Below are 22,134 nucleotides of genomic sequence, written 5' to 3' on the forward strand. Positions count from 1 at the left end.
CGGTGGCGACGGTCTGCCCGCGATTCATCCCATCGATGAGCGGCATGAGCGTCAGGCGCCGTCGGTATCCCCGGCTCCCCTCAAAGCCGGAAGTCACCGAATGTCCTGCACACTCGCATTGCCGGTTTTAGCTGGCGAGCTTGCGGAACGTCTCGAGCACTGCATCGCCCTTGAACGGCTTGACGATCCAGCCCTTCACGCCGGCCGCCTTGCCGCGCTCCTTCATGGCCGGACTGCTTTCGGTGGTGAGCATGACCACGTTGACGGAAGCGTTCGCGAGTTCGCCGCGAATCTTCTCGACCATCGTCAGGCCGTCCATGTTCGGCATGTTCACGTCGCTGATGACCAGACGCACGCCCGGGCTTGCCTTGATCTTCGCCAGGCCGTCCTTGCCATCGACGGCGGTGTCCACGTCCAGGCCGTTCTTGCGCAGAAAACCGGCGACTTCGTCGCGCACGGTGCTCGAATCGTCGACCACGAGAATCTTCGACATGGTGTTGTCCTTGTGTGTAAAAGTGAATGTGCAGTGACAGGTGTCGAGCCGGAATCTCAGAACAGTTCCAGCGCTCCGGTCTCGACGGGCTCGGCCGTGCCCTGTGCCGCCTCGCGAAACGCTTCGGGCGACCAGTTGAGGCTGAAAACGAAATGCTGATGCAGCGTGACGATCTGCCCGCTCACCGGATCGGTCAGGCGGTAGACGAAGCACAACTGCGGGTTGTCAGTGCCGAACGTGATGTACTTCTGCTTGTGATTGATGAGCAGCGGCACCTGCACCTGGGTGCGGTCGACGGCCAGCGGATCGCCCATGTAGCGATTCTTGAAAGCGCCCCAGACGAGGTTCGTCAGCTCCCCCAGCATGCCGTTCAGTTCGCGAAAACCGGCCTGCCCTTCGCAGCGCCCGGTGTGCTCCAGCAACTGCATGAACGGCACCTGCTCGGCCTGCATCATCATGTAGCCGCGGCACCAGGCGCTCTCGAGCGGAATCAGGCTGAACACTTCGCCGAAGATGATGCGATCACGCACCACGCTGGGCGAATCGCAGCTCACTTCGATGTCGCCGAACAGGCCGCGAAACACGCCGTCGGTGATGTCGATCATGCCGCGCACAAGCGCGTCGGGGTACTCGTGCTCGACGCTGTCTTCGAGGATCAGGAACTGGCCGACCGACTCGCGGGGGGTGCTTCGGTTCATTGTCGTAATTTCCTAGAGCGTAGTACGGAAAGCGCGTAAGAGGCGAGAGGGGATGCGGGCTGCTACTCGGCAGCGAAGCGCGGCCGTCTCAGAACAATTCGAGTTCGCCGCCGCTGTCCTGCGTCTCGCTGACTTCGGCGTTGAAATCCAGCGGTGCATGCGCACAGACGCATAGCGTGGCGGCAAGATTGACCGAGCCGTCGAGCGTGATGTCCCACGACGCCAGATGATTCGGTTTGAGCTGCATGAGGTGAGGCACGCAGCGCGCGCTCAGCACATACGGGGTCGACATGCCGAGATCGGGGAAGTAGCCCAGCAACTCCTGATTGATCGCCCCGCAGCACAGGTTGCTGATTTCGAGAAAGGCCTCGCGAAACGACTTGTCCTGATCGTCGCCCACGAAGTACGCCTTCGTCGCGTCGTCCTCGTCGAAATGCAGCACGAGCAGCATGCGGAAGTCGATGCCCGAGATGGTGAGCACCACCACGTTGGCATGACGCACGGTGAGCGCCACGCCATCGTCCTGCACCGATGCGTCGCCCTTCGCGCTGTAGCGCACGCCGAGCGGCGCGATGTCGCACGGCGAATCGACTGAGCGCGCGAGACGCGTGCGTGCCGCCTTGTGGAGAATGCGTTCGAAACTGTCGCGAGCGTGAGCGCTGATCACAATGAAACCTGTTGGCTGACGGATGCTTGAGAGAAATAACGACACGTAAGACAACTCAATGGAGACGGGAATGCAGTTGCTGCGCCAGCGCCTCGACGCTGGAGAGCGACGCCGCAATCATCTTCCCGCCCGCCTGAATGTCCTGGAACGTCGCGGTCGTCGTGACGTCGTTGCGATGCAGGCTGTCGCGATAGCTCTTCGACAGTTCTTCCGAGCGCGTGGCGAGCGCGCGCACTTCGCTGGCGACGATACCGAAGCCGCGGCCGGCCGTCCCGGCGCGCGCCGCTTCGATGGACGCGTTGAGCGACACGATCAGCACGTGGCGCACGATCGACGCCAGCTCGTGATTCTTCGCGTGCATGTCCTGGTTCTGCGTCATCAGCGAAATCATCTGCTCGTGCCAGCGCTCGAAGGTGGCCGCCAGTCCCCGCAGGCGCGCCGCTTCCCCGGCAATGCGCTGCGCTTCGCCCTGCCACATCGCCTTGGCTTCGAGCACGACAGCTTCCGACTTGAGCGCCGTTTGCAAATCCTGCTCGGCTTGCGTCAGCTTTGTCTGCAACGTGGCGATGGCGTCGTCGTGCGTTTGCGCGAGCGCGTCCTTGTCGGCGAGCGCGACACGCTCGCGCTCAAGCGCCTGCTCGAGCGCCTCGTCGTGCGTCTTCGTCAGTGCGCGCCAGTGCGCCGTGGCCTGCGCCATGCGCCAGCGATGCACGATAAAACCCACAGCGCCCGCGCCGACGATGCCCGCAAGCGCCCCCGCCAGTAGCCATTGAACTGCTTCCATCCGTGCTTCTCCCTGAACGCCATCGACGCCTGAAACGCCTATGCCGTCCCTACATTCATCACGCAAAAAATGGCGCGGCGGCTGCAAACCTTTCAGGTCTGCGCCGCCTCGTCCATCGTGCTTGTCGAGTGCTCGGGCGTCAGACCTTCCCGGTTTGGGACAGGTCGTCGTGCGACTTGTCCGGGGCCGCCTTCGTGTCTGCGCCCATCTCCGCATTCGTTCCCGCGTTCAATCCCGCATTCAGTCCCGCATTCAATCCAATACGCGGCACGACAGCGTCCAGTGCGGGCAAATCGACGGCGTCGGCGGCAACGCTATTCAGGTCGAACCCGTCGACGACGAGGTTATCGGGCAGGCACACCACTGTCTGGAACTGACGGAACTCGGCGCCCTTGCGCTCGTCGGTGAAGCGCAGTTCGATGCGGCCATGTTCGCGACGCACGAAGTCCTGCACCGCATCCATGCCGACACCGCGCCCGGAGACTTCGGTGACTTCCGAGGCCGTCGAGAAGCCCGGACGGAAGATGAACTGCGCAATCTGCTCGTCGGTGACATACGTCTCGGCGGTGATCCAGCCGCGCTGCACGGCGATGCTGCGAATCCGGTGCAGCGCGAGCCCGCGACCGTCATCGGTCAGCGTGACTTGCAGCATGTTGTGATCAAGGCCCACTTCGATGTCGATGGTGCCCGCGGCCGGCTTGCCCTTGGCACGACGCTCGTCCGCACCTTCCAGCCCGTGGTCCATCGAGTTACGCAGCAGATGCATGAACACGTCGCGCAGAATCCGCACGGCCGGGGCACGCAGGCGGTAGCCGTTGTCGTCGATCCGCACGGCCGGGGCCGGTTTTCCGAGTTCGCCGGCCAGCGACGGCAGCGAGTCGAGCACACCGCCCAGCGCTTCGCCGACGCCTTCGGTACCGAGCAGACGCAGGGTCTGGTGCACGGCGTCGCGCATGGCGACCAGTTGGTGCAGATCGTTCGGATCGGCCGCTTCGAGCATGCGCAGGCTGGCGCGGATGTGGGCACGGTCGACCACCATCGATTGCTCGTCGGCAGCACGCCCCGGGCCCTTGCGGCCAAGGCTGATTTCGTTGATGTGCGCGTAGGCGTCGACGGCCTCACGCACGCGTTCGAGTTCGCGCATCATGCCGTCCTGATCCCACGGGCGGGCGACGTCCGGCGCGCGCAGTTCGTGATAGCTCTGCTCGGTCTCGTGCACGACGTTCGTCAGGTATTGCAGGTTGTACGTGCGCGCATTGCCCTTGATCGTGTGCATGTTGCGGAACAGCTCGGCGATGGCCGCGCTGTCGGCCTGCGAGTGCTTGCGGATGATCCGCTCGTTCTCGCGAATGAAGTCCGACGAGCTTTCGATGAAGTGATGGAACTTCTCCTGGCTCACCGCCAGAATCTCGCCGATCATCTCCAGACGCTGCTTCTGCTCGTTGGCTTCGGCGGCGAGTTCGCGCAACTCGGTCACATCACGCACACACAGCATCAGTCGCAGGATCGTGTCGCTTTCATCGGTGATCGCCGACCACGTCAGATCGAGTTGCTTGATGCGTCCATCCGGCATGCGCTTGCCGATTTCGCCGACCAGCAGGTGTTCGTTGAACGCGAAGTTGATGGCGTCCTGACCGATGCACGCGTCGATGGCGGCTTCGACTTGCGAGAGGGCGTCCGAGCCGAGATCGCTGTCGCCGAAGACCAGATCCATCACGCCGCGACCGGCAATGTCCTGCGTCTCGAAGATCGCCTCGAGATAGGCGGAATACTCGCCGTGCACCTTCGAGCCGTCGACCACGGTCAGAATGCCCTGCTGCATGTTCTGCAACATCGCCTGAATGTCGGCCGTCTTCTGCTTGAGCTGTGCGGAGCGTTCCTGAATCTTCTCGATCATGCCGTTGAACGCCACGATCGAATGTCCGATCTCGTCCATGCGGCCGACCGGCACCCGGCGGGTGAAGTCCTGGCTGTTCGCGATCTCGCTCATCATCGCCTGCATGCGCGAGAGCGGGCGCGTGATCTGGCGGTACAGCAACGCGCCGATCGCCGTGAGCAGCACGATCGCCAGCCCTGTCACGATGCCGATGGCGGTCGTGGTGGTCGAGAGCGTGTCGTTGAGCGTGGTGATGGCCGAGTCTTTCTGGCGGTTCTTCTCGACGCGCAGCGTGTTGACCACGCCTTCGAGTTCGTCGCGGTACTGCGCGACCATCGCGAAGAGGAACGCCTGGGCCATCTCGGTTTTACCGGCCTGCTTGAGCTTGGCGGTGTCGTTGATGGCGTTGAAGTAGTTCTCGACACTCTCGCGGGCCTGCGTCACCAGCCCCTTCTGCGCGTCGCTGGCGGCGCCTTCGGCCTGACGGGCGAGCGACTGGTCGATATCGCCGCGCAGCTTCTTGAGGTTGTCGAGCGCCTGTTCGACGACGGTGTCGTCGGGCGCGTAGACCAGCGTCATGGTGGCGATCTGCACCGCCTTGACTTGCGAGACGAGATCGGCGGAAGCCAGCGCGCTGGGCACCACCCCTTCCGTTACCTGTCGGACTTTCTGAGCGCTGGCGCGCGTCTGGTAGACCGCGTAGCCGCCGATGATCGAGAGCGCGACGAACGTCAGGATCACCAATAGCGTAATTCGATGACGGATGGTCATTGCGTCATTTCCCCGGGTCGCACCGGCGCCCGGTGCCACGCGTGAGTTGACGCAGTAGATCGGCCGCCGAATTAGTTTGTAGATTCCTCGTGCGCCGTGATTATTGCGGGTGAACTGTGACGATTCGATGAATCAACAGAAGCTTCACGTCGAGCCAATGCCGTACCACCGTGTAGGAATCCGAGATGAGCGAGTGCGTACTGACGGGGATATCCCGGGCGACGGAATGAGGTTTCGGTCCTCACACCGTCCCCCGGCCTGCTTCTTGTCCGCCACCTGTCCGCTACCGGTCGACGACACCTCGGAGCGAGGTCATCCAACGGGCAACGAACAGGGCAGTCGATCAGGCGCCGATCAGTAACCGGCAGCCAGACCGTCGCGACGGCTGTCGCTCGCGGCCACGTAGCCACGCTCCGGATCGTTGCGATCCAGACGCCAGATGTACTGGCCCGAGCCGAAGTCCATGTACGGATCGTCAATGGACTTGAGCTTGTGGCCGAGCGCCACCAGCCCGTCGACGGTCTCGCGATTCATCGTCGATTCGATATCGACGGTGAAGTCGCGGTTCACTTTCCAGCGCGGCGCATCGCAAGCCGCCTGCGGTTGCTGACCATAGTCGAGCATGCGCACGACCGATTGCAGATGCCCCTGCGGCTGCATGTCGCCGCCCATCACGCCGAAGCTCATCACCGCCTCGTGCTGGCCGTTCACCTTCTGCGTGAGGAAGGCCGGAATGATCGTGTGGAACGGACGCTTACCGCCCTCGACCACGTTCGCCGACTTGGGATCCATCGAGAAGCCGCAGCCACGGTTTTGCAGCGCGATGCCGTAGTCCGGCACCACGACACCCGAACCGAAGCCCATGTAGTTCGACTGGATGAAGCTGACCATCATGCCCTGCTCGTCGGCCGCCGTCAGATAGATCGTGCCGCCGGACTTCGGCATGCCGAAATCGAAATGCGTCGCCTTGTCCGGGTTGATCAACTTCGCGCGCTCGGTGAGATAAGCGTCGTCGAGCATCTGCTCCGGCGTCACCTCCATCGAACGCGGGTCGGCCACGTACTTGTAGAGATCGGCGAAGGCGAGCTTCATCGCCTCGATCTGCAAGTGCTGCGAATGCACTTGGTCGACGGCATGGCTGGAGACGTCGAACTTGTCGAGAATCCCCAGCGCGATCAGCGCAGCGATCCCCTGCCCGTTCGGCGGAATCTCATGCACGGTATAGCCACGGTAATCCTTCTCGATGGGCTTGACCCAGTCCGCACGATAGCCGCGCAGGTCTTCGGCCGTCATCGCGCCGCCGTGCTCGACGTTCCACGCCGCGATACGCTCGGCGATCTCGCCTTCGTAATAGGCGCGCGGGCCTTCCTTGGCGAGCAGACGCAGCGTGCGCGCGTGACCCGGCATGCGCATCATCTCGCTGGTCGTCGGCGCGCGGCCGTTCGGCATGAATGTCTGCGCGTAGCCCGGCTGGTTCTTGAGCTCCGGCACGGCGGCCGCCCACTTGCGCGCCACGATGTGCGCCACGGCGTGACCACGCTCGGCGATCTCGATGGCCGGCGCCATCAGGTCCGCGAAGGGCAGCTTGCCGAACTTCGCATGCAGGGCTTCCCAGCCGGCGATCACGCCGGGCACGGTCACCGTGTCGAGACCCCGAATCGGCTGCTTCGCGATGCCGTGCTCCTCACCGTACTTCTTGCGGAAGTAATCGACGTTCCACGCGCCGGGCGCCGTGCCCGAGGCATTCAGGCCGTGCACTTGCTTGCCGTCCCACACCAGCGCGAAGCAATCCCCGCCCAGACCGTTGGATACCGGCTCGACGATGGTCATGCACGCGGCGGCGGCAATTGCGGCATCGACGGCATTGCCGCCCTGCCACAGGATGCGCAGACCGGCCTGCGCCGCGAGCGGATGCGACGTCGATACGATGTTGCGGGCGAACACCGGCATACGCAGTGTCGGATACGGGTTTTGCCAGTTAAATTGCGTCATGGGAGTCGCTGCTGTCCTTTTATGTATGTTGGTTTGTTGGTTGGAAGGATTCTGCCGGGGTCGGACGCTTATTGCTCGCGAGGATCCAGCGCATCGCGCAGACCGTCGCCCAGCAGGTTGAAGCCAAGCACCGTCAGGAAGATGGCGATGCCGGGGAAAATGGACATCCAGGGCGCCTGCTCGACGAAGTCCTTGGCCGTGTTGAGCATGGAGCCCCACGACGGCAGCGGCGGCAGTTGCCCCAGCCCGAGAAACGACAGGCTCGCCTCGGCGATGATCGCGGTGGCGACCGTCAGGCTGGCCTGCACGATGATCGGCGGCAGCACGTTCGGCAGGATGTAGCGCACGATGATGCGCGCGTCCGTCAGGCCGATGGCGCGTGCGCCTTCAACATATTCTTCCGCCTTCACGGTGAGTGCCTGCGCGCGTGCGAGCCGCACGAAGCGCGGCATGGCCGACACGCCGATGGCGATCATCGCGTTCGTGAGACTCGCGCCGAGAAACGCCGCCATCGCAATCGCCAGAATCAGGAACGGGATGGACAGCAGTGCATCGGCCAGTCGCGAGACGATAGCGTCGACCCAGCGGCCGAAGTAGCCCGCGAGCAGGCCGAGCGGCACGCCGATGATCACCGCAATGCCCACGGACACGACACCCGCCGCAAGCGAGGCGCGCGCGCCGAAGATCATGCGCGCGAGAATGTCGCGGCCCAGTTCGTCGGTGCCGAACCAGTGCAATGCACTCGGTGCCTGACGCACCGTCAGGAAGCTCGTCGCAATCGGATCGTAGGGCGAGATCCATGGCGCGAGCAGCGCAATGAGCACCGCAAACGCCACGATGATCGCGCCTGCGACCGCCGCCTTGTTGCGCATGAACTTGCGCAGTCCGCGATAGCGCCGGCGCGGCAGTCGCTCCGCGCTCGCACCCGGCACGGGAGACGACGCAGACCGATTCGCCTCTGCGCCCGCGGGTGTCGTGGATGACGTCTGAATAGCAGCCATAGTCGAAGAGGTCTCAGGCGCGACGCAGGCGCGGGTTGAGCAAGACGTAAAGCACGTCGGCCAGAAGATTGAGCACGATGAAGCTCACAGCCGTCACCAGCACCACGCCCTGCACGACCGCGTAGTCGCGATTGAACACGGCGTCGACGACCAGCTTGCCGAAGCCCGGAATCGTGAAGACCTGTTCCGTGAGCACCGCGCCCGCCAGCAGCTCGCCGAACAGCAACGCCAGCACCGTCACGATGGGAATCAGCGCATTGCGAAATGCATGCTTGAGCACCACCGTACCGCGCAACAACCCCTTGGCACGCGCCGTGCGAATGTAGTCGGTGCGCAGCACGCCTAGCATCGCGCTACGCGTGTGGCGCATCAGTTGCGCACCGAGCGCCGCCCCCAGCACGAACGCGGGCATCACCATCGTCTTGAAGCTCATCCACAAATCTTCGCTCGGCGGCACGTAGCCAGACGACGGCAACAACTGCCAGCGCACGGAGATCAGGAAGATGAGCAGAATGCCGAGCCAGAAGTTCGGGATCGACATGCCCGAGAGCGCCAGCACATTGGAGCCGTAATCGATGGCTTTGCCGCGATTGGCCGCCGACAGAATGCCCAGCGGAATGCCGATGCCGATCGCGATGACCAGCCCGAACATCGCCAGTTGCAGCGTGACGGGCAGCTTCTGGGCAATGAGCGACGTGACCGGTTCACCTGTGCGCAGCGAGTTGCCGAGATCGCCGCGCAGCACGCTGCCGATCCACAGCGCGTACTGCGTCGGCAGCGGCTTGTCGAGGTGATACTTTTCGCGCAGCGCGGCGATGACCTGCGGGTTTTGGTCCTCGCCGGCCATCGCGAGCACGGGATCGCCGGGCAGCATCTTCTGAAGCCCGAAGATCATCATCGACACGATGATGAGCGTGGGAATCGCAACCAGCGCACGATGGACGACGAGGCGCAGCATGGCGGCAGTCCCCTTAGCCCTTGAGGCTCACGCCGCGCAGACGGATCAGACCGTCCGGATAGGCGACGAAGCCCTGCACCTTCTTCGTGAGCACATACGGCCACGGCTGCACGTACAGGTAGAGGATCGGGTCTTCGTCGGACAGGATCTTGTTCGCAGCGTCGTACAGCGGCTTGCGCTCGGCGACCGTGGATTTCACCCGCGCGTCGTTCAGCAGCTTGTCGACGTCGGCATTGCAGTACTGACCGTAGTTCAGGTTGCCCTTGCACGACACGAACTGATGCAGGTTGCCGTCCGGGTCCACGCGGCCCGACCAGCCGTTGTAGAGCACGTCGAAGTCGCCGCGGTGCGCGGCGTCGAGCGCCGCCGCATAGTCCATCGGACGCAGCTTCAGCGTGATGCCCGACTCGGCCAGCATCGCCTGCAACATCTGCGCCATCTGGTTCGAGACGGTGCTGTTGCCGAAGCTCAGCGTCACCTCGACCTTCTCGAAACCGGCCGACTTCAGCAATGCCTTGGCTTTGGCGACGTCGCGCTTCGTGGTCTTGATCGACGTGTCGTAATACTGGCCCGAATGCGGCAGCGCCTGATTCGCGGGCGTGAAGATGCCGCCGCCGATGACCTGATTGATGGCGTCGCGATCGATCGACAGATCAAATGCCTGACGCACGCGCTTGTCGCGCAGCGCCTTGTTGGCGTTGGCCGCGACGTTGAACGTCAGACCGTAGTACCCCAGCCCGCCCATCGAGATGAAGGTGAGGTTCGCATCACGCTTGACCGACTTCACATCCGACGGCGAGAGACGCTCCAGCATGTCGAGCGAGCCCGAACGCACGTTCGCCAGACGCACCGTCGTATCCGGAATCGGCAGGTAGATGACCTTCTGGATGGGGTACTTGTCGGCCTCCCAGAAGCCCGCGAATTTCTCCAGCACCACGCGGTCGTTCTGCACGCGCTGCACGAACTTGTACGGCCCCGAGCACACCGGGCGCGACTGCACGGCGGCGTCGTCCTTGAGCGTGTTCGGCGCGAGCATCATGCCCGCGCGATCGGACAGCGTGGCAAGCAGCGCCGAATCCGGCGTCTTGAGCACGATGTTGACGGTCGAATCGTCGACGACGTCCACATGGTCGATGGACGACAACTCGCTCTTGCGGTTGCTCGCCGGCATGGTGCGCGCGCGGTCGAGGTTCGCCTTGACGGCGGCCGCGTTGAACGGCTCGTCGTCGTGGAACTTCACGCCCTTGCGCAGTTTGAACGTCCAGGTCTTGCCGTCGGCGCTCACATTCCACGCGGTTGCGAGCATCGGCACGAACTTCAGATCGGTGCTGATATCCACAAGCGAGCTGCACAGCGAGCGAAGCACCATGCGGTCGACGACCTGCGAACTGCGCGCCGGATCGAGAGAACCGATGTCTTCCTGCAAGCCAATGCGCAGGGTGGACGGCGCGGTCGATTGCGCCATGACCGAAGCCGCGCCGGTCGTCAGAGCCGTCGCCAGTACAAGATCGAGCAGAACGTTGCGCATGCGTGTGATCCCTTGGTTGTGTGAGGGTGTGGTGAAGATGGTGTTATGCACCGGACATGGAATTCGCGACGGCTGCGTCGGCCTGCGCTTGTCTTGCGCGATACAGCGCCAGACGCTCGCCCAGCTTTTCGCTCGGTGCCACCGCGCGTGCGGGGCTCGCGCCGGCGTTCTGGATCTCTTGCCAGAAGTGGCAGGCAATCTGTCGTCCGTCGGGCAGCACTTCGGTGATCGGTTGTCGCTCGCGACACGCGGCACGCGCATGCGGACAACGCGGATGGAAGCGACATCCGGGCGGCGGTGCGGTCGGGCTCGGCAGCTCGCCGCCGAGCGGCGCGCGCTCACGACGCAGATGCGGACGGCTCGCCGGAATCGCCTGAAGCAGCGCCTGCGTGTAGGGGTGCAGCGGGTTGTCGAAAAGCGCATCGGCGCTTGCGAGTTCGACGATCTCGCCGAGGTACATCACCGCCACACGGTCGCTCATGTGACGGATGACCGCCAGATCGTGCGCGACCATGATGAGCGTGAGGCCGAAGTCGTGCTTGAGCCGTTCCAGCAGATTGATGACCTGCGCCTGCACGGAGACGTCCAGCGCCGAGACCGGTTCGTCGCCGATGATCACGCGAGGCTCGCCGGCCAGCGCCCGTGCGATGCCGATGCGTTGACGCTGGCCGCCGGAAAACTCATGCGGAAACCGCTGCGCGTAATCGGGTTGCAGGCCGACGGTGCGCAGCAGCTCGGCAACACGCTCGTCTTTGGCGCGACCTTGTGCCAGACCGTGCAGCCCAATCGGCTCGCCGATCAGGCCGCCGACGGTCATGCTCGGATTGAGCGATGCGAACGGGTCCTGAAAGATGATCTGAAGCTCCCGGCGCAAACGCCGCATCGCATTCGCACCGAGCGTCATGATGTCTTCGCCCTGATAGCGCACTTCACCGCGTGTGGCGTCGAGCAGACGCAGCAGCAGACGGCCCAGCGTCGATTTTCCGCAACCGGACTCGCCGACGATCGCGAACGTCTCGCCCGCCTGCACGGCGAAAGACACGCCATTCACGGCATAGACCGTGGGCGCGCGCGAGAAGCCGACGCGGTGACCGCCGAAGTGCTTCGTCAGGTCGCGTGCTTCGAGAATCGGCACCGGCGACGTGTGGGGTGTATGCGGCGTGTGATTGGCACTCATGCGGCCACCTCGTCACGAACGGACGGCGGCGGTGTCAGCGCCTCGACCGGGGCAAGCCAGCAAGCCACCCGGTGCGCGCCCGACAACGTGCGCTCGGGGGGCGCTTCACGCACGCATCGCGCCTCGGCGAACGGACAGCGCGGCGCGAAGCGACACCCGGCAGGCATGCGCTCCGGCGACGGCACCGAGCCGCGAATCGTCGCGAGCGTGCCCTCTCGTTTGCCGATGGACGGTATCGCGCCCATCAGACCGATGGTGTAGGGATGCTGCGGGTCATCGAAAATCTCGCCCACCGTGCCGTACTCGACGATGCGCCCGGCGTACATCACGGCGACGTCGTCTGCCACTTCGGCGACCACGCCCAGATCGTGCGTGATCAGCACGACGGCCGTGCCGGTCTCGCGTTGCAGCGTCTGGATGAGCGTGAGCACCTGCGCCTGGATGGTGACGTCGAGTGCCGTGGTGGGTTCGTCCGCAATGAGCAGCGCGGGCCGGTTGGCGAGCGCCATGGCGATCATCACGCGCTGGCGCATGCCGCCGGACAGCTCGTGCGGATAGTTGTCCAGTCGGGTCTCCGGCGCAGGAATGCGCACGAGCTTGAGCATCTCGAGCGCTTCGGCCCGTGCTGCGCGCCGGTCCAGCCCGCGATGACGCCGAATGCCCTCCTCGATCTGATGACCGATGGTGAAGGACGGATTGAGCGAGGTCATCGGCTCCTGGAAGATCATCGCCAGACGATTGCCTCGCAGATCGGCGAAGTCGCGTTCGTCCAGCGCGAGAAGGTCCTTGCCTTCGAAGACGGCCCGCCCGGCAACGACGTTCGCGGGCGGGCTGGGCAGCAGGCCCATGAGGGCCAGCGACGTGACGCTCTTGCCGCATCCCGACTCGCCGACGATGCACAGCGTCTTGCCGGGATGCACGGCGAACGACACGCCGTCGATCAGATTCGGCGCGTCGGCCGCCTTGGAGAACTTCAGCGACAGTCCGGTGACATCAAGCACCGGCCCAGCGTCTGCGGGCATGGTCATGGGGCGCGTTGTGTGGGTCGGTCTTTCTGCCCTCTCGCCCGGGAAACCTTGGCTCGCCGGTCATGAGGGATCTGCATGACACGATTATGTCCCCCACGGAAGCAAAAGAAATATTAATATTTCTTTTTCATGCTTAAGTAATTTTTAACATTGGAACGCCCATCGAAATGCTCACGTTGCGCATGTTGAAAACGTTCCGGCTGGTCGCGCAAACCGGGTCGTTCGCTGCGGCGGCCGAGCGTGCCGCGCTGACGCAGGCTGCCATCAGTCTCCAGATGCGGGGATTGGAAGACGCCGTGGGCCAGCGACTGTTCGACCGGCGCGGACGCCAGATCACGCTCACCCGTCAGGGGCGCGATCTGTTTCCTCGCGTCGAGCAGATTCTCGCGCTGACCGCCGAACTGACCGCCACGCCCATCGACGCCATGCAGGGCCCCGTAACCATCGGTGCGGTGGTGTCCGTCATCGGTGCGTTGTCGCTCGTGGTCGCGGAATTGAAGACAGCGCATCCCCGGCTCGACGTTCGCCTGACGTCGGCCCGCTCCGACGAACTGACCGATCTCGTGGAACAGGGGGAAGTCGATATCGCCGCCGTGGTCGGCCGCGCGGACGACGCGCATGCCAGCGGTCAGGACGGACTGGTGTGGACGCCGCTCTACACCGAGCCCATGGTGATGGTGGTGAACCGTGAGGTCACCGAGCCGGACCCGCAGCGCATTCTCGACGCCCACGCGTTCCTGCGCTTCGACCGGCGCGTTCGTACCGGGCTCGTGGTGGAGCAGGCATTGCGCGCGGCGAAACTAAGCGTGACGGAATATCTGGAGCTGAACTCCATCGAGACAATCGTCGCGCTGGTACGCAAGAACGTCGGCGTGTCCGTGCTGCCCTTGCTGCATCGAGGCGACTGGCAGTCCGATCCGTCGCTGCGCATCGTGCCGATCGCCGAGCCGCCGTTGCTGCGCACCGTCGGCATGATTCATCGCGCACACGATTCGCGCACCTACAACATCACCGCCGCCATCGCGGGTATGTTGCATGACGTGTGATCGATGTCAGTCGCGCGTCTCCAGTGCCTTGTTGATGCGCAGCGCCAGCAGTGTGCACACCGCGCCGGAGAGCAGATAGCCGCTCACGGCGATCAGCCCGAATTCAGCCGACAACCCGAGCGCCACGAGCGGCGCGAACGCCGCACCGAGCAACCACGCGAAGTCGGTCGTCAGCGCCGCCCCCGTGTAGCGAAAGCGCTGCTCGAAGTTCGACGTCACCGTGCCGGCCGCCTGTCCGTACGACAGACCGAGCAGGCCGAAGCCGACCAGAATGAAGATGTCCTGACGTGTCGAGCCGCCGCCCATGAGGAACGGTGCAAATAGGGCAAAGATGGCGATAAAGATCGCGAAAAGGCCCAAAGTGGTCCGGCGTCCGATGCGGTCGGCGATGCGTCCCGAGAGCACCGTACAGATAATCGCGATCACCGCGCCGCACAGCTGCACGATCAGCACGCTGTTCAGATCCTGCGTGTTTTGCAGCGAAATCCATGACAGCGGAAAGACCGTCACGAGGTGGAACAACGCGTAGCTCGCGAGTGCCGCAAACGCGCCGAGGAAGATGTTGTAGCCCTGCGAGCGCACCATCTCGCGCGTGCTGATCGGCTCCAGTTGTCCTTCTTCGAGCATGGCCGTGTATTCATGCGTGACCACCAGACGCAGCCGCGCAAAGAGCGCCACCACGTTCACGGCGAAGGCGACATAGAACGGATAGCGCCAGCCCCACGTGAGGAAGTCGTCGGACTCCAGACTCCAGTGCAGGAACAGGAACAGCGACGCCGCGATGATGAACCCGATCGGTGCGCCCAACTGCCCCATCATCGAATACCAGCCGCGACGCTGCGGCGGTGCGTTCATGGCGAGCAACGACGGCAGCCCGTCCCACGACCCGCCGAAGCCGATGCCCTGCACCAGCCGGAAGAACGCAAGCAACCAGATCGCACGATCGCCGAGTACCGCGTGCCCCGGCAGGAAGGCCATGCCGGCCGTGGCCGTACCGAGCACGAACAGCGCCGCCGTGAGCTTCACGCTGCGTCCCCAGCGGCGTTGCACGTTCATGAACAATGCCGTGCCGAACGGACGCGAGATGAAAGCGAAAGAGAAGATCGTGAACGAGTACAGCAGACCGTGCAGCCCGTCGGCAAATGGAAAGAAGACGTGTGGAAAGACGAGCACGGCAGCGATGCCGAACACGAAAAAGTCGAAGTACTCGGAGGCGCGTCCAACGACCACGCCAACCGCAATTTCCTCCGGCGCGATGCGGGACTTGCTCCCGTGATCGTGCGCCGTCGGTGCGGCGGGTACGCCCGGCGTGGGCGAATGATGAGCACTGCTTGACATTATCGGACCCCCTCACGGATCGGGCGGATCGGGATGGCGCGGGCTGACGATGAAACACTCGTGCCAGAAAAGCATCGCAGGTATCTCAAGTTACCGCCATAGGGTTTACCCTAAATTGCTGCATGCGGGAGGGCAGTCCATGATGGTCACGGTCTAAGGCTACGGTTCCATCGATCGCAGCATGACTTCCCCCAAGTTCCCTCGCGGGGTACTTTTGCTCCCCGCCTTCGCCCTCGTGGCGTTGTTGTCCGGCTGCAATACCGTTCTGATGTCGCCTTCGGGGGATCTCGCGGTGAGGCAGCGGGACATCATTATCATTTCCACCGTTCTGATGTTGCTGATCATCGTGCCGGTGATCGTGCTGACATTGCTGTTCGCCTGGCGATACCGGGCATCGAACAAGAACGCCGTCTACACCCCCGAGTGGGATCACTCGACGCTGCTCGAACTGCTGATCTGGGCCGCGCCGCTGCTGATCATCATCGCGCTGGGTGCGCTCACGTGGGTCAGCACCCACAAGCTCGATCCGTACCGGCCGCTCGAACGCATCGACGCGAAACGCGAGATACCGCCCGACACCCGGCCGCTCACCGTGCAAGTGGTGGCGATGGACTGGAAGTGGCTGTTCTTCTACCCCGATCAGGGCATTGCGACGGTCAATGAACTGGCCGCGCCTGTCGACAGACCGATTCGCTTCGAGATCACGTCGACGACGATGATGAATTCGTTCTTCGTGCCTGCGCTGGCCGGTCAGATCTACGCCATGCCGGGCATGGAAACGAAGCTGCATGCGGTCATCAACAAGCCCGGCGTGTATGACGGCTTCTCCGCGAACTACAGCGGCGCGGGCTTCTCGGGCATGCGCTTCAAGTTCCACGGCATGACGGCGGACGAATTCGACGCGTGGGTGCGACAGGTCAAGGCACGCGGCGAGAACCTCTCGCGCGACAAGTACGAGGCGCTCGCGAAACCGAGCGAGTGGGTGCCGGTGAAGTACTACGCCGATGTGGCGCCCGATCTCTACGACGCGATCCTGAACCGTTGTGTCCAGCCGGGGCAGACCTGTCTGAAGGACATGATGGATCAGCCCAATCACTCGCATGCCAGCCGGGCGCGCTCGCGCAGCACCGACGCCTTGCTCTCCGACGCCATGTGCACCGCACAGAACACCGTACAGTTCGCGTCGGAGGCCAGACGCGTTCCCGGCACCGCGCTTGCGCAGTGATGGACCACCGCGCCCAACCGTCGACAATGATGCGCCTCGCGCGCGAATGATCCCAGGTTCGAGCTTATGGACATCGTCAAGCTGATCTTCGGCCGCCTCACGCTAGAGGCCATCCCGTACCACGAACCGATCCTGCTCGCGACCTTTGCGGGCGTGGCGATCGGCGGCATCGTGGTGGTCGGCGTCATCACCTATTTCAAGCTGTGGGGCTATCTCTGGCGAGAGTGGTTCACGAGTATCGATCACAAGAAGATCGGCATCATGTACGTGATTCTGGGCATCATCATGTTGCTGCGCGGCTTTGCCGACGCCGCCATGATGCGCATGCAGCAGGCGGTCTCGTTCGGCGACAACATGGGTTATCTGCCGCCGCACCACTACGACCAGATCTTCACGGCGCACGGCGTGATCATGATCTTCTTCGTGGCGATGCCGCTCGTCACGGGGCTCATGAACTTCGTGGTGCCGTTGCAGATCGGTGCGCGCGACGTGGCCTTCCCGTTCCTCAACAACTTCAGCTTCTGGATGACGACGAGCGGCGCGGTGCTCGTGATGATGTCGCTCTTCGTCGGCGAATTCGCACGCACCGGCTGGCTGGCTTACCCGCCGCTCTCGGGCATTCTGCAAAGTCCGGACGTGGGCGTCGACTACTACATATGGGCGTTGCAGATCGCGGGGGTCGGCACCTTGCTCTCCGGGATCAACCTGCTCGTGACCATCGTGAAGATGCGCGCACCGGGCATGACGATGATGCGCATGCCGGTGTTCACGTGGACCTCGCTGTGCACCAACGTGCTGATCGTCGCTGCGTTCCCGGTGCTTACCGCCGTGCTCGCACTGCTCGCGCTCGATCGCTACGCCGGCACCAACTTCTTCACGAACGATCTCGGCGGCAACGCCATGATGTACGTGAACCTCATCTGGATCTGGGGCCACCCGGAGGTCTACATTCTCGTGCTGCCGGTGTTCGGCGTGTTCTCGGAAGTCGTCGCCACGTTCTCCGGCAAGCGGCTCTTCGGTTACGCGTCGATGGTCTACGCCACGGTCGTGATTACGGTGCTGTCGTATCTCGTGTGGCTGCACCACTTCTTCACGATGGGCTCGGGCGCGAGCGTGAACTCGTTCTTCGGGATCACGACGATGATCATCTCGATACCGACCGGGGCGAAGATATTCAACTGGCTGTTCACGATGTATCGCGGGCGAATCCACTTCGAAGTGCCGATGCTCTGGACGGTCGGCTTCATGGTGACGTTCGTGATCGGCGGCATGACCGGCGTGCTGCTCGCCGTGCCGCCCGCCGACTTCTCGCTGCACAACGGTCTGTTCCTGATCGCCCACTTCCACAACGTGATCATCGGCGGGGTCGTGTTTGGCGTGTTCGCTGCCATTACCTACTGGTTCCCGAAAGCGTTCGGCTACAAGCTCGATCCGTTCTGGGGCAAGTGCTCGTTCTGGTTCTGGTTCATCGGCTTCTATGTCGCCTTCATGCCGCTCTATCTGCTGGGCCTGATGGGTGTGACGCGCCGCGTGAGCCACTTCGACGATATGTCGCTCCAGATCTGGTTCCAGGTCGCCGCCGTGGGGGCGCTGCTCATTGCCATCGGCATCGGCTGCTTCATCATCCAGCTCGTGGTGAGCTTCATGCGCCGCGATCAGTTGCGCGACGACACGGGCGATCCGTGGGGCGGACGCACGCTGGAATGGTCGACGTCGTCGCCGCCGCCGGTCTACAACTTCGCCTTCACGCCGCTCATCCATGACAACGACGCGTGGTGGCAGATGAAGCAGCACGGCTTCAAGCGTCCGGACGATGGCTTCATCCCGATTCACATGCCGAAGAACACCGGCGCGGGCATCATCCTCGCGGGTCTGGCGACGGTGTGCGGCTTCGGGCTCATCTGGCACATGTGGCTGGTGGTGATCGTGGCATTCGTCTCGCTGCTGGCGGTGGCGATCGGCCACACGTTCAACTATCACCGCGACTACTACATCCCGGCCGACCAGGTCGAACACACGGAGGCAGCGCGCACGCGACTGCTCGCCCAGCATGTCTGAGACGACCGCACCCTTCCCGGCAGGCGGCGCCCCGCTCGGCGGCGGCGCCCATGCCGCTCACACGCCCGCGCCCCCGGGCGACGCCAGCCTGAAGTTCATGATGTCGACCGACTACCACCCGCCGGGTGGCACGTTGCTCGGCTTCTGGATCTATCTGATGAGCGACTGTCTCGTCTTCGCCTGTCTGTTCGCGGCGTACGGCGTGCTCGGTCGCAATTACGCCGGCGGACCGACCGGGGCGGAGTTGTTCGATCTGCCGCTCGTCGCGCTGAACACCACGTTCCTGCTGCTCTCCTCCATCACGTATGGTTTCGCAATGCTGGAGATGCAAAAGCGCCGCCAGAGCGCGGTGACCGCCTGGCTGATCGTGACCGGCCTGCTCGGTGCGGCGTTTCTCTCGCTGGAACTGTATGAGTTCGGGCACCTGATCCATGAAGGCGCGGGGCCGTGGCGCAGCGCGTTCCTGTCGTCGTTCTTCACGCTGGTGGGCACGCACGGGCTGCACGTCACGTTCGGCATCGTCTGGCTGATCACGCTGCTGGTACAGATCGGCAAGCACGGCCTCACCGCGCCGAATCGCCGTCGTCTGATGTGTCTGTCGATGTTCTGGCACTTTCTCGACGTCGTGTGGATCGGCGTCTTCACGTTCGTCTACCTGATGGGAGTGCTGCCGTGAGCACCCATGACTCCACCCTGCACGGTGCCGAGGGGCACGACCACGACCATGATCACGATCATGGCGACGAAGGACCGCACAGCACCCTGCGCGGTTACGCGACCGGCTTCATCCTGTCGGTCGTGCTCACCGCCATTCCGTTCTGGTTCGTGATGGGCGGCGTGTTCGAGAAATCGAGCACGACCGCGATCATGATTCTCTTCCTCGCGGCCATTCAGATCGTGGTGCACATGATCTACTTCCTGCACATGAACGCGAAGTCCGAGGGCGGCTGGAACATGCTCTCGCTGATCTTCACGATCGTGCTGGTTGTCATTACGCTCTCGGGCTCGCTCTGGGTGATGTATCACCTGAACCAAAACATGATGCCGGGTATGATGCAGGATACGAAAAACCTCCCTTGAACGGCATTTCCCTTGAGCAGCGATCGACTTCACAATTCGGGGGACGCACAGCGTCCCCCGCGCGCTTCCGGCGCCCCCGCCCAACCTTCCCCCCTGCGGCTGGTCATCCTTGGCGTCATCACGCTGGTGCTCGTGAGCGTGTTCGCCTCGCTCGGCACGTGGCAGTTGCAACGCCGCGCCTGGAAGCTCGACCTGATCGAGCGAGTGAACTCCCGCGTGCATGCGCCGCCGTCCGCCGCGCCGACACGCGCACAGTGGCCCGCCGTGAACGCGGAATCCGACGAATACCGCCATGTATCGCTCACCGGCACCTACCGGTTTGACAAGGACACGCTCGTGCAAGCCGTGACCGATCTGGGCGGCGGCTACTGGGTGCTCACGCCGCTGCACACGGCAAACGGCGGCGACGTGCTCGTCAATCGCGGCTTCGTGCCGCCGGGCTGGAAGGAATCGGTGCCGCCGGCCCCCGCTGGCGAAGTCACGGTCACGGGCCTGCTGCGCATGCCTGAGCCGGTCGGCGGCTTCCTGCGCAAGAACGTGCCGTCGGAGAATCTCTGGTATTCGCGCGATGTGAGCGCGATTGCCGCCGCGCGCGGGCTCTCGCAGGCCGACGTCGCGCCGTATTTCGTCGATGCCGACGCCAAACCCGGCACCGGCGACAGCACGAACGCCATCACCAACGATGCCGAAGCCGTCACCAGCCGCGCTCAGTCCCAGGACCGCGATTACCCGGTCGGCGGTCTTACCGTCGTGCAGTTCCCGAACAACCACATGAGCTATCTGCTGACGTGGTATGCGCTGGCGATCATGTCAGCCGTGGCCGGCTGGTTCGTCATCCGGCTCGAAATGCGCAAGCGTTCGGCCTGAAGTTCGGTCTCACGTCCGTTCGACCTCGACGCGAATTCATCCGCCCGCCTGCGCCACCCTATCGATGGCCAGGGCTATTCGCGTCGCAATCTCCGGCAGCCGCGCCTCTTGCAGCGCGGCGTAGCCAAGCACGAGCGCAGGCGCCATCGCCTGCGCTCGCGTGAACTCCCTGAGCCCTTCCACGAAAACACCCTGTTCGCGCAACGTCGCGACGAGCGCCGCCTCATCCATCGGCGTCGGCAGCCAGAGCACGAAGTGAAAGCCGGCGTGCTCGCCAGTGACGCGACACGGGGTCGACATCCGCGCGCGTAACGTTTCGAGCAGCAGATTACGACGTCGCAGATAAACGCTGCGCGACGCCCGCAGGTGTCGCGCGAAATCCCCGGCGTCGATATAGCTCGCCAGCGCCATCTGCTCGATGAGACTGTTCGCTCTGCCCGATGCCGAGCGTAACCCCGCAATCCGCGCGAGCAACGCCGGGGGCGCCAGCAGGTACCCGATGCGTAGCGACGGAAACAGCGTCTTGTTGAAGCTGCTGCAATGGATCACGCGGCCGTGCGTGTCGATGGCCTTGAGTGCGGGTAACGGCGCGCTGCCGTAGCTGAACTCGCTGTCGTAATCGTCCTCGACGATCCACATGTTGCGCGCGACAGCCCACGCCAGCAACTGCATGCGACGATTGATCGACATCGTCGTGCCGAGCGGCGCCTGATGCGCCGGCGTGACGTAGGCGATGCCCGCACGCCCCGCCCCCGCACGGTCAGCCGCTCCCACGACGAAGCCTTCGTCGTCCACCGGCACACTCACGCAACGCGGCAACGGCGCGCGGATCAGCGACGACAGATTCTTGTAGCCAGGATCTTCGAGATAGAACGCGGTGGCATCGTCGGCCAACACCTCCGTTACCAGATCGATGGCATGGCGGATGCCCGTCGTCACAACGATCTCGGCGGCCTCGCAAGCAATGCCGCGTGTCATGCGCACATAGCGGGCGATGCTCTCGCGCAGCGGCAGGTAACCGCGCGGATCGGTGTCGGCGAGCAGCTCTGGTGTCGCCGTGCGCAGCGCGCGATTCATGTGCTTGCGCCAAACGGGCAGCGAGAACAGCGCGGCATCGGGCGAGCGCCCGGTCTTCGAAGCGAGCGACGCCGCGTTTTCCGGCAACGGTTCAGGCGGGGCGACGCACGGGTTCGCCCGATCCGTGGACGCCCTCGCGCCCGGCAGGTCCGCGACCACTTCCGTGCCCGCCCCCACACGACTCGCCACATAGCCTTCGAGCGTCAGTTGCTCGAAAGCGAGTTCGACGATCCCCCGCGACACGCCCCAGCGCTCGGCCAGCGTGCGTGTAGACGGCAGACGGTCACCGCGCCGCAATGCGCCCGCCACGATGCGCTCGCGCACACAGCGATACACCCACGCCTGACGCGTCTCCTTCTCATGACGGTCGGAGAGCGGCAGTTCGAGCGACTGGCTTAAGTGACGACGGCGCATAGGGCGATGGATTCGTGAGCGAGCCTGGTGGAGGTAAAACGTGACGTAGGCATCTT

At 63.9% G+C, this 22,134-nt stretch carries 19 protein-coding genes; 6 read left to right on the forward strand and 13 right to left on the reverse strand.

What is annotated here, in order from left to right; genetic code table 11:
• Positions 1-127 precede the first annotated feature (127 nt).
• The 11 genes from PCA20602_RS19980 to PCA20602_RS20030 form a co-directional block, all read right to left on the reverse strand.
• Positions 128-493, reverse strand: a complete 366-nt coding sequence (locus PCA20602_RS19980) for a response regulator (protein ID WP_039400475.1) — start codon at positions 491-493, stop codon at positions 128-130.
• A 56-nt stretch (positions 494-549) separates the two neighbouring features.
• Positions 550-1,191, reverse strand: coding sequence for a chemotaxis protein CheX (locus tag PCA20602_RS19985; protein ID WP_069342149.1), 642 nt, complete (start codon positions 1,189-1,191; stop codon positions 550-552).
• An 88-nt stretch (positions 1,192-1,279) separates the two neighbouring features.
• Positions 1,280-1,858, reverse strand: a complete 579-nt coding sequence (locus PCA20602_RS19990) for a hypothetical protein (RefSeq protein WP_150722674.1) — start codon at positions 1,856-1,858, stop codon at positions 1,280-1,282.
• A 55-nt stretch (positions 1,859-1,913) separates the two neighbouring features.
• A complete protein-coding gene (locus PCA20602_RS19995) occupies positions 1,914-2,642 on the reverse strand; it encodes a methyl-accepting chemotaxis protein (RefSeq protein ID WP_150722675.1) in 729 nt (242 codons plus the stop codon).
• 139 nt (positions 2,643-2,781) lie between these two features.
• Positions 2,782-5,289 (reverse strand): MCP four helix bundle domain-containing protein, encoded by a 2,508-nt coding sequence (locus PCA20602_RS20000; RefSeq protein ID WP_246182251.1) that lies wholly within the window; start codon positions 5,287-5,289, stop codon positions 2,782-2,784.
• A 354-nt stretch (positions 5,290-5,643) separates the two neighbouring features.
• Entirely contained in the window at positions 5,644-7,281 is a 1,638-nt protein-coding gene (locus tag PCA20602_RS20005) for a gamma-glutamyltransferase family protein (protein ID WP_150722676.1), read from the reverse strand.
• A gap of 68 nt (positions 7,282-7,349) precedes the next feature.
• A complete protein-coding gene (locus PCA20602_RS20010) occupies positions 7,350-8,282 on the reverse strand; it encodes an ABC transporter permease (protein ID WP_174981354.1) in 933 nt (310 codons plus the stop codon).
• A 13-nt stretch (positions 8,283-8,295) separates the two neighbouring features.
• The gene (locus PCA20602_RS20015; protein WP_069342144.1) at positions 8,296-9,240 is read right to left on the reverse strand and encodes an ABC transporter permease; all 945 of its coding nucleotides are present in this window, start codon (positions 9,238-9,240) and stop codon (positions 8,296-8,298) included.
• Positions 9,241-9,253: 13 nt separating this feature from the next.
• Entirely contained in the window at positions 9,254-10,768 is a 1,515-nt protein-coding gene (locus PCA20602_RS20020; RefSeq protein ID WP_174981358.1) for an ABC transporter substrate-binding protein, read from the reverse strand.
• A 43-nt stretch (positions 10,769-10,811) separates the two neighbouring features.
• Positions 10,812-11,945, reverse strand: a complete 1,134-nt coding sequence (locus tag PCA20602_RS20025) for an ABC transporter ATP-binding protein (RefSeq protein WP_150722677.1) — start codon at positions 11,943-11,945, stop codon at positions 10,812-10,814.
• The gene (locus PCA20602_RS20030; RefSeq protein WP_217432468.1) at positions 11,942-12,967 is read right to left on the reverse strand and encodes an ABC transporter ATP-binding protein; all 1,026 of its coding nucleotides are present in this window, start codon (positions 12,965-12,967) and stop codon (positions 11,942-11,944) included. The genes PCA20602_RS20025 and PCA20602_RS20030 overlap by 4 nt, the downstream gene beginning before the upstream one ends.
• Positions 12,968-13,140: 173 nt before the next feature.
• Between PCA20602_RS20030 and PCA20602_RS20035 the strand changes: the two genes are divergently transcribed.
• Entirely contained in the window at positions 13,141-14,019 is an 879-nt protein-coding gene (locus tag PCA20602_RS20035) for a LysR substrate-binding domain-containing protein (RefSeq protein WP_150722679.1), read from the forward strand.
• Positions 14,020-14,025: 6 nt separating this feature from the next.
• Here PCA20602_RS20035 and PCA20602_RS20040 read toward each other — a convergent pair whose 3' ends face one another.
• On the reverse strand, positions 14,026-15,357 hold the full coding sequence (locus tag PCA20602_RS20040; protein WP_150722680.1) for an MFS transporter: 1,332 nt from the start codon (positions 15,355-15,357) through the stop codon (positions 14,026-14,028).
• A 181-nt stretch (positions 15,358-15,538) separates the two neighbouring features.
• On the opposite strand from PCA20602_RS20040, the gene cyoA reads away from it, so the two are divergent.
• The 5 genes from cyoA (at position 15,539) to PCA20602_RS20065 (ending at position 20,587) form a co-directional block, all read left to right on the forward strand.
• Positions 15,539-16,582: a ubiquinol oxidase subunit II gene (cyoA, locus tag PCA20602_RS20045; protein ID WP_083253837.1), complete on the forward strand. Its 1,044-nt coding sequence runs from the start codon at positions 15,539-15,541 to the stop codon at positions 16,580-16,582.
• A gap of 66 nt (positions 16,583-16,648) precedes the next feature.
• A complete protein-coding gene (gene cyoB, locus PCA20602_RS20050) occupies positions 16,649-18,640 on the forward strand; it encodes a cytochrome o ubiquinol oxidase subunit I (RefSeq protein ID WP_150722681.1) in 1,992 nt (663 codons plus the stop codon).
• The gene (cyoC, locus tag PCA20602_RS20055; protein WP_150722682.1) at positions 18,633-19,316 is read left to right on the forward strand and encodes a cytochrome o ubiquinol oxidase subunit III; all 684 of its coding nucleotides are present in this window, start codon (positions 18,633-18,635) and stop codon (positions 19,314-19,316) included. The genes cyoB and cyoC overlap by 8 nt, the downstream gene beginning before the upstream one ends.
• On the forward strand, positions 19,313-19,720 hold the full coding sequence (gene cyoD, locus PCA20602_RS20060; RefSeq protein ID WP_069342136.1) for a cytochrome o ubiquinol oxidase subunit IV: 408 nt from the start codon (positions 19,313-19,315) through the stop codon (positions 19,718-19,720). The genes cyoC and cyoD overlap by 4 nt, the downstream gene beginning before the upstream one ends.
• Before the next feature lie 12 nt (positions 19,721-19,732).
• Positions 19,733-20,587 (forward strand): SURF1 family protein, encoded by an 855-nt coding sequence (locus PCA20602_RS20065; RefSeq protein WP_246182252.1) that lies wholly within the window; start codon positions 19,733-19,735, stop codon positions 20,585-20,587.
• 36 nt (positions 20,588-20,623) lie between these two features.
• Here the strand turns inward: PCA20602_RS20065 and pdxR are convergent, their stop codons facing one another.
• The gene (gene pdxR, locus PCA20602_RS20070) at positions 20,624-22,078 is read right to left on the reverse strand and encodes a MocR-like pyridoxine biosynthesis transcription factor PdxR (RefSeq protein WP_174981361.1); all 1,455 of its coding nucleotides are present in this window, start codon (positions 22,076-22,078) and stop codon (positions 20,624-20,626) included.
• Positions 22,079-22,134: the final 56 nt, after the last annotated feature.

It is taken from the genome of Pandoraea capi, from assembly GCF_902459735.1.
Classification (GTDB): domain Bacteria; phylum Pseudomonadota; class Gammaproteobacteria; order Burkholderiales; family Burkholderiaceae; genus Pandoraea; species Pandoraea capi.